Genomic DNA, 12,464 nt, shown 5'->3' on the forward strand with positions numbered 1-12,464 from the left:
GCAATTCTTGCTCCCACGCTTGCCCCGCCCGCTCGATCCGCCGCCGCCACGCACGGTGATAACAACCAATCCCCTGATCGGGATTCATACCCGCCTCACCGGCATTGGCGACGAAGCGTACATTCGGCGCACCTTTGCCCAAGTCAACGAGATGGGTGCTCGTTGGATCGTCGAACTCTTTCCGTGGGCCTATATCCAACCACGTTCACGCTACGGGTTTGATTGGGTAGGAGCCGATATGGTAATTGCCCACGCCCGCGCACAGGGGTTACAGGTCGTCGCCCGGCTCGACATTGTGCCGGCGTGGGCCCGCCCGCCCAATACCACCGACCGTTACCTCGACCGCGATCACTTTGCCGATTTTGCCAATTTCGCCGCCGCGTTCGCTGCGCGCTACGCGCCGCAAGGCGTGCGCCATATTGTGATCTGGAATGAACCAAATCTGCGCTTCGAGTGGGGTGAACGCCCGCCTGACCCCGGCGCGTATACCGACCTGCTCAAGCATGTCTACCCAGCCATCAAGGCCGTCGCGCCTGAGGCAATCGTGATTGCCGGCGCGCTCTCGCCCGGCCCCAGCCTCGAAGACGGCACACTGCGCATGGACGATATGCAATTCCTCGCATCACTGGCAGATGCTGGCGCCTTTCCCTTTTTCGACATGTGGGCTGTGCATGCCTACGGCGGACTGGAACCGCCTGATGCTACACCTGCCTTCGATCGAGTCAATTTTCGCCGCATCGAGCTGGTGCGCGAACTGCTTGACCGGCTCGGCGGCGCTGATAAGCGGATCATCATTACCGAGGGCGGCTACAACGACCATCCGCGCTGGAGCGGCGCGGTGCGTCCCGCCGACCGGCTGCGTTGGACGATCGCCACCTATGAACAATCGCGGCGCTATCCGTGGCTCGAAGCGACCATCCTCTGGCAATTCAGCACACCCTTCCTGACCCGTTCGTACCCCGATGCGTGGAATTTTGTCCATCCCGACGGCACGCCGCGCGCGATCTATTTGGCGGTGCAGGAATATGCCCGTAATGGAGTAATGCCAGAGGTGATCGATCCGTAACCGCTGGCTGAAGAAACCGCGATACAGCGGCTACGGAATACAGAGTGCAGCAGTCAAACTACCGCATTTCACACCTGATGAACCAACCCTGTTCCCCAGCCTGCCGCTGCCCGTCGCCACCTGTACCCGTCTCTGGTATAATCGCAGTAATTGTATCTACAACATTTGGTATGTGCGCACCACATAGAGCCAACCAGACAGGAGCGTTCAATGTCCGCTAAGCTGGAATATCGCCTTGCCCGCCGCCTCGCCGCGCTGGAAGCCTCGGCCACCGCCGCCATGACAGCCCGCGTCGCCCAGATGCGCGCCGCCGGCATTAAGGTCATCTCTTTCAGCGTCGGCGAACCTGATTTCGACACCCCTGAACCGATCAAGCAGGCTGCCATTGCCGGCATTCATGCCAACCATACCCACTATACTCCTACCGGCGGAACGCTTGAGCTGCGCAAAGCAGTGGCCGCTCGCGTGACCGCCGATCAGGGCATAACCTATGGCATCAACCAAGTGACCGTCACCACCGGCGCGAAAGAGGCCCTCTATCTCGCTTTCCAAGCCCTCTGCGATGAAGGTGATGAAGCGGTGATTCCTGCTCCATATTGGGTAAGTTATGTCGAGCAAGCCAAATTGGCCGGCGCAACTCCCATCACGCCCCAAACAACCGAGCAGACCGGCTTCAAGCTGACACCCGATCAACTGCGCGCCAGCCTGAGCGAGCGTACCCGCATCGTGGTACTCAATTCACCCTCAAACCCAACCGGCGCGGTGTACAGTGCTGAGGAGTTAGCAGCCTTGGCCGACGTGCTGCGCGATCATTCGGCGATTATCATCACCGACGAGATCTACGATGCGATTTCGTATGTACCGTATGCCCGCCTGTTGCGCATCGCGCCCGATCTAGCCGATCGCACGCTGGTGGTCAACGGCGCTGCCAAAGCTTACGCAATGACCGGCTGGCGCGTCGGTTATGTGGCCGGCCCGCAACCGATCATCGAGGCGATCAAGGCTATCCAAAGCCACACTAGTACCCACACCTCAAGCATTTCACAAGACGCGGCGCTGGCGGCATACACACCCAACCCGGAGATCGAAGCCACCGTCGCAGCGATGACTGCCGAGTTCCTCCGCCGGCGCGATCTCATTCTCGAACTGCTGGCCGAAATCCCCGGCGTGACCTGCACCGTGCCCGACGGCGCGTTCTACGTCTTCCCCAACGTCAGCGCGCTGCTCAACCGTCCGCTGCGCAACGGCAAGGTGTGTAAGACGAGCGACGAACTCAACCTGTACCTGCTTGAAGAGGCGCACATTGCCTGCGTGGGCGGCGAAGCCTTTGGCGCGCCCGGCTATCTGCGCTTGTCGTATGCAACTAGCAGCGAAGAGATCCGGATCGGTATGCAACGCTTCCGCGAGGCTGTGCTTAGCGGGTAGCACACTGAGAGATGAGCCAGCACTTCAACCGCTAACACCGTTGCGCTCCTCTCTCGCACAGGTTGAAGGACGGACAGAACGTTTGGGCGAACGCAACGGTGTTAATCGCTGTGTAATGCCGCAACGCTCGGCATCGCGCTCCCTCTCCCACTGGTGGGGGAGAGGGCTGAGAGCGAGGACTATTAGCCCGTGCAGCGGGCTTCGTAACTCTAGCCCAGCCCTGAGGGGCCGGGTTCCGGATCAGACGTTCTGTCCGCCCCTGAACTCGAATGGGGAGAGGGCCGAGGATTCGCCACCTTCACCTGCCAATCTCCCCCTGCCCACCTACACGCCGAGACCGAGATGAGATCGCTAGGATCAGAACCATCAACCCTGAGTATGGCAGACACTTCACCCTACCACGATCTACCGAACCCTTCCATCCTTGCTGGCCGGCGGATCGTCGTGGTCGGCGACATCACCCTCGACGAATACCTGTACGGCAAAGCCACCCGCCTTTCCCGCGAAGCACCGATTCCCGTGCTCGAATTTCTGCGGCGAGAAACGATCCTTGGCGGGGCGGCCAATCCGGCCCGCAATGTGGTAGCGCTCGGCTCGCAAGCCAGCCTGATCGCGATTGTCGGCAACGATGAGGAAGGGGCGCATTTGCGTGCGCTGCTGCGCGCGGCAGGAATTGACGACAGCGGCGTGATCGTCGTCACCGATCGCATAACTACTCGCAAAACGCGCATTCTGGCCGACGCCGCGCCCCGCTTGCCCCAGCAAGTTGCCCGCCTCGACCGGCTCGATCGCCGACCGCTGACTCCTGCCGAAGAGGATCGAGTGATTGCAGCGCTCGAACAGCAATTACCGGCTGCTGACGCAGTGATCTGTTCCGATTACCAACAGGGTTTACTCACGCCGCGGGTGGTGACCGCGATCCGCGATCACTGTCGCCAACACGGGGTCATCTTTGCCGTTGATGCCCAAGGCAATTCGCACTACTACCGCTCCGCCGATCTCTTTCGCTGCAACGATGCCGAAGCGGCGGCAGCCCTCGGTATACCCTTGCTCGACGATACGACAATGGCGGATGGCATTGCCCGTCTCTATCATGCACTCGCTGCGCGGTTGGTCATCGTCACTCGCGGCCCGGCAGGGTTGGCGCTGATCGGCGACGACGAGCCGTACCAACAACTACCTGCCCACCGGGTCAGCGAAGTCTTCGACACCACCGGCGCTGGCGATACCTTTATTGCCGTCGCCACGCTAGCATTGGCTGCCGGTTGTCGCGGACGCACAGCGGCAGCGCTGGCCAACATCGCGGCGGCGTTGGTCGTGCGGCGGTTGGGGAATGCTGTCGTTACCCCAGATGAATTAGCTGCCGCTAGCGCGGCCGTTAATACAGAATAACCCTCTCGCGATTCGGGCGAGAGGGCGAACACGAACAGCAAATACACTAGTGCAACAAAGCTATTCCACTGCTCCTAGGCGCCTGAACGCGCTGAGCGCATCTTCCTCGGTCTGATAGATTTCGGCGTATTGCGCCAAACCGACCATACGAAAGATCTTTTGGAAATGAGGCGACAACCCACTGACCGCCAGCTTCTGCCCATTCTGATTCACCTCGGTGACAATCCCAATCAGAATGGCAATCCCAGCACTATTAATATAATCGTTTTGGCGAAAGTTGAGCAGAATAAACCGATCGCCCCTCGCCGTTACTTGCCGGTAAGCGCCGTTAATCTTCTCTTCGGCGAATGTCGTCACATCACCGATCAGATCGATAATCGCCACACCATCGCGATGGCGAATATTGACGGTCAACTCATCTTCTAACATCGATTGCTCCTCAATCATCCACCGTCATCCGGCAGATCACGATGCGCTCACGCTGTCCCCTACCAGATTGCGGTAAAACACAAGCCGCATACACGTGCCATCGTTCGGATCAGCCACGACACTCACCTCATCGGTGAGCGTAACAATGAGCATCAGACCCATCCCTCGCAATGAAGCGCGCTGCTCAAACGTCCACTGAACCGGCTTGCGCGGCAACATCGGCAACGAACCGCCCTCATCAGAGACCTCGATCACCAAACGTTGTTCGTCCACAGTGCAGAGCACCTGCACTTTGCGCTGCGGGTCGGATCGATTGCCATGTTCGATCGCATTCATACACGCTTCGCACAACGCCGTCTTTACATCTTCGACGCGCTCTGGCGTAATGCCGCAGCGTCGAGCCAATGAAGCCACTGCGTCACGCGCAATCACTTCATAGCCGAGAATACTGGGGAGGATGATTTGCATAATGTCCCGGCTTATTGATCACCAACCGGCGAGCGTTCAAGATGGACAACCATTCGCACCTGATTCCCACCGCCCGGCGCTAGGGTAAATTCTACTTCATCCATTAATTCACGCATGAGCCAAATGCCCCAACCGCCCTTATCAGCGCGTTGGAAGGCATCAGCGATACGAGGCTGCGTCTTCGTCTGTTCAAGCGCTAGCGCCCGCCGCCCCTGATCTGACACACAAATAATCAGCTCAGCGGGGCGCACGGTCAGCACGACCACCACTTTCATCGCTGCATCGGCTTGGTTACCGTGCTCGATAGCATTGGTCACTGCTTCGCCGATGGCAGTGCGCAAAGCGTCAATCCGCTCATCAGCCAAACCCATCCGCCGCGCCAGCGCCGCCGCTGTATCCATCGCGATCCGTTCATACCCTAGCCGGCTTGGCAGACGCAGTTCAATCACCTGTCCGGTCACGCCCTCGGCATCGCTCATGCCTGTTTTCCCACCTTACGAGCGTCAAATTATAGAGTTATTGTAAGGCAACAAAATTGGTCATAGAGCCGTTGCTTCGCAACGGCTCTACATATTGATGCAACACATTTATGATAGCACAGGCATCAACAAGCGTGTTACCAGATCTCAAGCCGCGATCACACTCATCATAACGGAATATTGCCATGTTTTCGCGCGGGCAGGCTCTGGCGTTTGGTGCGGGCTAGGCGCAACGCGCGAATCAGAGCCGGGCGCGTCTCCCGCGGTTCGATCACGGCATCGATATAGCCGCGTTCGGCAGCGACATACGGGTTGGCAAAACGATTTTGATAATCTTCCACCAGCTCGGCCAACCGCGCCGCCGGGTCATCGGCTTCAGCCAACTCTTTGCGGAAGATGATCCGCACGGCGGCATCAACTCCCATCACCGCAATTTCGGCCGTCGGCCACGCGAAGTTGAAATCGGCCCGAATATGCTTGCTCGCCATCACATCATACGCGCCACCGTATGCCTTGCGCGTAATCACTGTCAACTTCGGCACCGTCGCCTCACAGTAGGCGTAAAGCAACTTCGCGCCGTGGCGAATGATCCCTCCGTACTCTTGCTGGGTGCCCGGCAAGAAGCCCGGTACGTCAACAAAGGTCACAAGCGGAATATTAAAGGCGTCACAGAATCGCACAAACCGCGCTGCTTTGACCGAACTGTCAATGTCGAGCGTGCCGGCCATTTGCAGCGGCTGATTGCCGACAACGCCAACCACGTGCCCATCAAGCCGGGCAAAGCCAATCACAATATTCTTCGCCCACGCCGGCTGCACCTCAAAGAAGAAGCCATCGTCCACCACCGATTCGATCACTTTGATCATATCGTAGGCTTTACGCGGATTGTCGGGAACAATGCTCTGCAACTCCTCGTCCATCCGCTCTGGATCATCGGTTGGCGGCTGGTACGGCGGATCTTCCATATTATTCGCCGGCAAGAATGACAGCAGCATTCGCAACTGGTCAAAGCACTCATCTTCGGTATCAGCAGCAAAATGGGCCACGCCGCTGCGCGTGTTATGGGTCATCGCCCCGCCCAACTCTTCAAAGCCAACCTCCTCGCCGGTTACTGTCTTGATCACATCAGGCCCGGTAATAAACATCTGGCTGATGTTTTTGACCATAAAAATAAAATCGGTCATTGCCGGCGAATAGACTGCGCCGCCGGCGCAAGGGCCGGCAATGATCGAGAGTTGCGGAATGACGCCACTACTGAGCACATTGCGGTAGAAGATTTCGGCATAACCGCCGAGGCTTACCACACCCTCTTGAATGCGCGCACCGCCGCTGTCGTTAATCCCGATACAAGGCACTCCCATTCGCAATGCCAGATCCATCACCTTGCAAATTTTTTCGGCAAACACCTCACCGAGCGAACCGCCGAAGACGGTAAAATCTTGCGCAAACACACACACCGGACGGCCATCGATTGTGCCGTGACCGGTAATGACGCCATCGCCCAAGGGCTTACGCCGATCCATACCAAACGCCGAGGTGCGATGAACGGCAAAAGCATCGAGTTCAACAAACGAACCGGGGTCAAGCAAACGCTCAATCCGTTCGCGCGCGGTCAACTTGCCACGTTCATGCTGGCGGGCAATTGCCGCCGGGTCTTGATTGCGCGCTCGTTCGCGCCGCTCGCGCAGCGCTGCAATCTTTTCCGCTGTGGTCTGCGCCATAGCACTCCTCGCTTCCAGCGCCGGCTTGCGCCGCCGGCAATACGGTTTAGATCACGCTTCCTGAATGTATGATCACCCTCGTGACGACGAGCAATCGATCTTATTTCTCTGCTCCGTCACTCCCCATTCCCGATTCTCTGCCCCGCCGGCCCTGCCAGAGCACAGCCAACGCAAACGCCGGCACCGCATCGATAATCCGCCGCCAGCGCGCCGGTTGCACCGCCAAGCGGAAGGCCCACTCCAAGCCCAACCGGCGTATTACCTGCGGAGCGCGCGGCACCCGCCCAGCTAGATAATCAAATGTCCCGCCTACACCCATTGCCAGCGGCACCTGCACGAACGGCTGGTTGCGCGCGATCCACAACTCTTGGCGCGGATGGCCATACGCCACCAGCAAGATATCAGGCCGCGCCGCAGCGATGATCTTGCGCTGCTGCTCATCAGCTTCCGGCGCCGGCGAACCGGCATAGCAGCCGGCAATCTGCAACCTCGGCCAGCGTTGGAGCAGCACTGCCGCCGCCGCTTCCGCCACCCCCGGCCCCGCCCCTAACAAGAAGATACGGTAGCCGCGTTCCGCCGCGAGCTGGGCCAACCGTTGCGTCAACTCCACTCCGGTCACCCGCCCCCGTAACGGCGTGCCCAACCAGCGCGCTGCGAGCAGCACGCCAAAACCATCGGGCGTATTCAAATCAGACGCCTGCAACACCGCGCGAAATGCCGGATGACGCCGTGCTTCCATAATAAACTCCGGATTAACCGTACAGATCTGGTGCGGCCCGCCGGCTTCGATCATCGCCGCTGCCCGCGCCACCACCTCCGGCTCGGTTACATCGTCAATCGGTATCCCCAGAATATCAATCCGGCCTGATCTCATCGCTATTCCTGCTAAGACGCGGTGTATCGTCTCTCATCATACCGCATCCGGCTACAAACAAAGCCAACGTCGCACAGCAGAACCACCCAAATTCCTTACGCCCCCTCCCCCATTTGCTCATTCGTGACATTCGTTCATCCGTTCCCCCATTCGTTGTCCAGTTTGACAAAGCCTAGTGACAGTGCTATACTCCGATACTGCTGCGAAGAAATTGCGCAGCAGAATGTTTGTGCGCCATGCGGCCCACTTCTAAGGCGCAGTGGCATACTGCGACCAGATCTCTGGGCCAGTTATTATTTTGTCTACAAAAGCTTGTTGATCGCAGGCCGGTTTAAAGGAGAGCATTAGATGCCGACCATTAACCAACTTGTTCGGAAGCCGCGCAAGCCGGTGGTGAAAAAGACCAAAGCCCCGGCCCTGCGCTTCACCTACAATTCGCTGAAGGGGAAGCTGTCTCGCGGCCGCGGATCGCCACAGAAGCGCGGCGTCTGCACCAAGGTGACGACCATGACGCCGAAGAAGCCCAATTCGGCGCTGCGCAAGATCGCCCGCGTGCGGCTCTCCAACGGCCTTGAGGTGACGGCATACATCCCCGGCGAGGGGCACAATTTGCAAGAGCACTCGGTAGTGTTGATCCGCGGCGGCCGTGTCAAGGACTTACCCGGTGTGCGCTATCACATCGTGCGCGGCACGCTCGATACGCAGGGTGTCAACGGTCGCAAACAGGGTCGCAGCAAGTACGGTACGAAGAAGAATCAGCCGGTCGGCAAGGGTGCAGCCGCTGGCAAGGGCGGTAAGAAGTAAGAGAGGTGCGGTATGCCCCGTCGCGGTACGGTTGAACGGCGGCCAGTTCCGCCGGATGCGCGCTACAATAGCGTTCTCGTTCAGAAGTTTATTAACAAGGTCATGGAGCGCGGCAAGAAGAGCCTCGCCGAGCGGATCGTCTATCAGGCGCTTGATCTTGCCGCCGAACGGCTTAAGAAGCCGCAGATGGAAATTTTCGAGCAGGCGCTGCGCAATGCAAGCCCTTCGATCGAGGTGAAGCCCAAGCGCGTCGGCGGCGCCACCTATCAGGTGCCTGTCGAGGTTAAGAGCGACCGCCGCTATTCGCTCGCGATGCGCTGGTTGCTGATGTCGGCCCGCGCTCGCTCGGGTAAGCCAATGGTTGAGCGCCTCGCCGCCGAGTTGATCGATGCCTATAACAATACCGGCGCGACGATTAAGCGGAAGGAAGATGTTCACCGCATGGCGGAAGCCAACCGCGCTTTCGCCCACTATGGCCGGCTCTAGCGCCGGTCTCGGTTTAGAGGATACGGCGACTTGCGTCGCCTCACGTAGGAGTATGTGACGGGTATGCCACGTCAGATCGAACTCGACAAGGTACGCAATATCGGCATTATTGCCCATATCGACGCGGGCAAGACCACGACGACCGAGCGGATCCTGTTTTATACCGGCCGCACGTACAAGATCGGCGAGGTTCACGAGGGTACCGCAACGATGGACTGGATGCCGCAGGAGCAGGAGCGCGGGATTACCATCACCGCCGCAGCGACGACTGCCCCTTGGCGTCTCAATGGCGTTGAGTATCGGATCAACATTATCGATACTCCCGGCCACGTCGACTTTACGGTAGAGGTGGAACGATCACTGCGCGTGCTCGACGGCGGCGTCGTCGTGTTCGACGGCGTGGCTGGCGTTGAACCTCAGTCGGAAACGGTCTGGCGACAGGCCGATAAGTATAACGTGCCGCGCATCTGCTTCGTCAACAAGATGGATCGCGTTGGCGCGAGTTTCGAGCGCTGCGTGCAGATGATTAAGGATCGCCTCGGCGCAAAGCCGGCGATTGTCCAGTTGCCTATTGGCGTCGAAGATACGTTCCGCGGTACGATCGACCTCTTCTCGATGAAGGCTACGATCTATTATGACGACCTCGGCAAGGATATCCGCGAAGAGGAGATTCCTGCTGAGCTGCGTCCCGCCGCTGAAAAGGCACGCAACGAGCTGATCGAGATGATCGCCGAGACCGACGATGAGCTGACGCTGCTTTACCTCGAAGGCCAAGAGTTGACCGTCGAGGAGCTGAAGCGCGGTCTACGTAAGGCGACTATCGAACGCAAGCTGGTGCCGGTGCTCTGTGGTGCGGCCCTCCGTAACAAGGGCGTCCAGAAGCTGCTCGATGCTGTTATCGAATACCTGCCTTCGCCGCTTGATCGCCCCGCTATCACCGGTACCTTGCCCGGTCAGGTGATGGGTGATGAGGGGGTTGAGGTGATTACTCGCCGCGTCAGCGACGATGAGCCATTTACTGCACTGGTCTTTAAGATCGTTGCTGACCCGTATGTCGGTAAGCTGGCCTACTTCCGCGTCTACGCCGGCAAGATCGAGAAGGGATCGTATGTCCTCAACTCGACCCGTGGCCAACGTGAGCGCCTTGGCCGCCTCCTCCGCATGCATGCCAATCATCGTGAAGATATCGATGAGGTGTATGCTGGCGAAATTGCGGCGATGGTTGGCCCCAAGAATTCCTATACCGGCGATACAATCTGCGATCCCGATCACCCGATCGTGCTTGAGAGTATTCGCTTCCCTGAGCCAGTGATAGAGTTGGCCATCGAGCCGAAGACCAAGGCTGACCAAGATAAAATGTCGATTGCGCTCAGCCGGTTGGCTGAAGAAGACCCGACCTTCCGTGTCTACACCGACCCAGAGACCGGCCAGACGATTATCAAGGGCATGGGTGAGTTGCACCTTGAGGTGATTGTCGATCGCATGCGCCGCGAGTATAAGGTCGAGGCGAATCAGGGCAAGCCGCAGGTTTCGTACCGCGAGACAATCACCATCCCGGTTGATCACGAGACCCGCTTTGTTCGCCAGACCGGCGGTAAGGGCCAGTATGGCCACGTCAAGATTAAGTTCGAGCCGTTGCCCCCCGGCGGTGGCTTCGAGTTTGTCAATGCGATCGTCGGCGGTGTGATTCCCAAAGAGTATATCCCCGCCGTCGAGCAAGGCCTGCGCGAGGCGATGCAAACTGGTGTGATCGCTGGCTATCCGGTGGTTGACATCAAGGCGACGCTGTATGACGGTTCGTACCACGAGGTTGACTCGTCGGAAATGGCCTTTAAGATCGCGGCTTCGATGTGTCTCAAAGAAGCGGTTCGCCGCGGCAAGCCGCAATTGCTCGAGCCGATCATGAAGGTCGAGACGGTCACTCCTGAGGAGTTCCTTGGTACCGTGATCGGTGATTTCAACTCGCGCCGTGGCCGCATCGAAGGTATGGAAGCTCGCGGCAATGCGCAGGTGGTGCGCGCCTTTGTGCCGCTGGCCAATATGTTCGGCTATATGACTGATCTCCGCTCGGCAACGCAGGGGCGTGCTACTTCGTCGATGGAGTTTGACCATTACGAGCCACTGCCTGATGCATTGGCCAAGGAGATTATCGAGAAGCGCAGCGCAAATTAGTGAGGAAGGACGGGGATGGCCGCCCCGCGCGGTCGTCCCTTTTCTGCGAAGATGGAACTACGCCTGCTGACGCCGCCGCCTTGGTCTGATTATGAGTTGATCGATTCAGGCCATGGCGCGAAATTGGAACGGTTTGGCCCGTATGTATTGGCCCGGCCGGAGACGCAGGCGATCTGGTCGCCGCATTTGTCGGCGACCGAATGGCGGAAGGCTGATGCGACTTTTCGCCGCACGCGCGGCGATGAGGGGCCGGGTGAATGGCAACAACATCGCCCGTTGCCCGAACGATGGTCGATTAATGCCAATGGGGTGCGTTGCTGGCTACGATTGACACCGTTTCGCCATACGGGCGTTTTTCCGGAACATAGCGCCCATTGGGAATGGTTGGCCCGGCAAGTGCAGCGCCGTACCCAGCCGCGCGCGTTGGTGTTGTTTGGATATACCGGATTGAGCAGCCTGCATCTCGCCCGTTGCGGCGCGCACGTGACGCACGTCGATGCTTCAAAGCCCGCCGTGCGTTGGGCGCAAGAGAATCAGGCGCTGGCCGAACTGACCGACCGCCCGATCCGGTGGCTGATCGATGATGTCGGTAAATTTGTCGCCCGCGAATTGCGGCGTGGAAATCGCTACGATTTGATTTTGCTCGACCCGCCGGTGTTTGGGCGCGGGCCAAATGGTGAGATTTGGCGCTTGCACGAACAATTGCCGCAATTGCTGGCTCAATGCGCTGCATTGCTCAGCCAGCAACCGTTAGGTGTGTTGGTGTGCGCTTATGCGACAACCATTTCGGCGCTGACAATCGGTAATCTGCTTGCCGAGACGATGGCGCCATTTCATGGGTATGTAACTGCCGGCGAGTTGGCTATTCCAGAACAGACTACTCGCCGCTTGTTGCCCACGGCGATTTATGCCGTTTGGTCTGATCGGGAATAAGCCGCATCCGGCTGATAAGGATAAGATAAGCAGATCGCGCAGAAACGCGGAGGAACAACGCAATGGCCAAGCAGAAATTCGAGCGGACGAAACCGCATATTAACGTCGGCACCATCGGCCACGTCGACCACGGTAAGACGACGCTGACGGCGGCAATTACCAAGGTGCTCTCGCTGAAGGGCGCCGCCCAGTTTATGGCTTACGACCAGATCGAC

Annotated in this window: 13 protein-coding genes; 8 read left to right on the top strand and 5 right to left on the bottom strand. The window is 58.8% G+C overall.

Annotated elements, in window-relative coordinates; all coding sequences use genetic code 11:
* The 3 genes from Q1A59_RS15425 to Q1A59_RS15435 form a co-directional block, all read left to right on the top strand.
* On the top strand, positions 1-1,066 hold a 1,066-nt coding region (locus Q1A59_RS15425; protein ID WP_298406715.1), incomplete at its 5' end, for a hypothetical protein.
* A gap of 210 nt (positions 1,067-1,276) precedes the next feature.
* Positions 1,277-2,491, top strand: a complete 1,215-nt coding sequence (locus Q1A59_RS15430) for a pyridoxal phosphate-dependent aminotransferase (protein ID WP_298406717.1) — start codon at positions 1,277-1,279, stop codon at positions 2,489-2,491.
* 378 nt (positions 2,492-2,869) lie between these two features.
* Positions 2,870-3,883 carry a bifunctional heptose 7-phosphate kinase/heptose 1-phosphate adenyltransferase gene (locus Q1A59_RS15435; protein ID WP_298406719.1) on the top strand — a complete coding sequence of 338 codons (1,014 nt, stop codon included), beginning with the start codon at positions 2,870-2,872 and terminating at the stop codon, positions 3,881-3,883.
* Positions 3,884-3,943: 60 nt separating this feature from the next.
* On the opposite strand, the gene Q1A59_RS15440 is transcribed toward Q1A59_RS15435, so the two are convergent.
* The 5 genes from Q1A59_RS15440 to Q1A59_RS15460 form a co-directional block, all read right to left on the bottom strand.
* Positions 3,944-4,312 (bottom strand): STAS domain-containing protein, encoded by a 369-nt coding sequence (locus Q1A59_RS15440; RefSeq protein WP_298406721.1) that lies wholly within the window; start codon positions 4,310-4,312, stop codon positions 3,944-3,946.
* 36 nt (positions 4,313-4,348) lie between these two features.
* Positions 4,349-4,780 (bottom strand): ATP-binding protein, encoded by a 432-nt coding sequence (locus tag Q1A59_RS15445; protein ID WP_298406723.1) that lies wholly within the window; start codon positions 4,778-4,780, stop codon positions 4,349-4,351.
* A gap of 11 nt (positions 4,781-4,791) precedes the next feature.
* The gene (locus tag Q1A59_RS15450; protein ID WP_298406724.1) at positions 4,792-5,259 is read right to left on the bottom strand and encodes an ATP-binding protein; all 468 of its coding nucleotides are present in this window, start codon (positions 5,257-5,259) and stop codon (positions 4,792-4,794) included.
* A 167-nt stretch (positions 5,260-5,426) separates the two neighbouring features.
* Positions 5,427-6,980, bottom strand: coding sequence for an acyl-CoA carboxylase subunit beta (locus Q1A59_RS15455; protein WP_298406725.1), 1,554 nt, complete (start codon positions 6,978-6,980; stop codon positions 5,427-5,429).
* A gap of 100 nt (positions 6,981-7,080) precedes the next feature.
* Positions 7,081-7,854, bottom strand: coding sequence for a WecB/TagA/CpsF family glycosyltransferase (locus Q1A59_RS15460; RefSeq protein WP_299645211.1), 774 nt, complete (start codon positions 7,852-7,854; stop codon positions 7,081-7,083).
* A 348-nt stretch (positions 7,855-8,202) separates the two neighbouring features.
* Between Q1A59_RS15460 and rpsL the strand changes: the two genes are divergently transcribed.
* The 5 genes from rpsL to Q1A59_RS15485 all read left to right on the top strand — a co-directional run.
* Positions 8,203-8,658 (top strand): 30S ribosomal protein S12, encoded by a 456-nt coding sequence (gene rpsL, locus Q1A59_RS15465; protein ID WP_298406729.1) that lies wholly within the window; start codon positions 8,203-8,205, stop codon positions 8,656-8,658.
* Between the two features lie 12 nt (positions 8,659-8,670).
* The gene (rpsG, locus tag Q1A59_RS15470) at positions 8,671-9,144 is read left to right on the top strand and encodes a 30S ribosomal protein S7 (protein WP_298406731.1); all 474 of its coding nucleotides are present in this window, start codon (positions 8,671-8,673) and stop codon (positions 9,142-9,144) included.
* Between the two features lie 63 nt (positions 9,145-9,207).
* Positions 9,208-11,316 carry an elongation factor G gene (fusA, locus tag Q1A59_RS15475; protein WP_298406734.1) on the top strand — a complete coding sequence of 703 codons (2,109 nt, stop codon included), beginning with the start codon at positions 9,208-9,210 and terminating at the stop codon, positions 11,314-11,316.
* 51 nt (positions 11,317-11,367) lie between these two features.
* Positions 11,368-12,249, top strand: coding sequence for a class I SAM-dependent methyltransferase (locus Q1A59_RS15480; RefSeq protein WP_366144822.1), 882 nt, complete (start codon positions 11,368-11,370; stop codon positions 12,247-12,249).
* A gap of 62 nt (positions 12,250-12,311) precedes the next feature.
* Positions 12,312-12,464 (top strand): GTP-binding protein (locus Q1A59_RS15485; RefSeq protein ID WP_299644460.1); only part of this gene is annotated, 153 nt, incomplete at its 3' end.

It is taken from the genome of uncultured Chloroflexus sp. (assembly GCF_937951745.1).
Taxonomy (GTDB): Bacteria; Chloroflexota; Chloroflexia; order Chloroflexales; family Chloroflexaceae; genus Chloroflexus.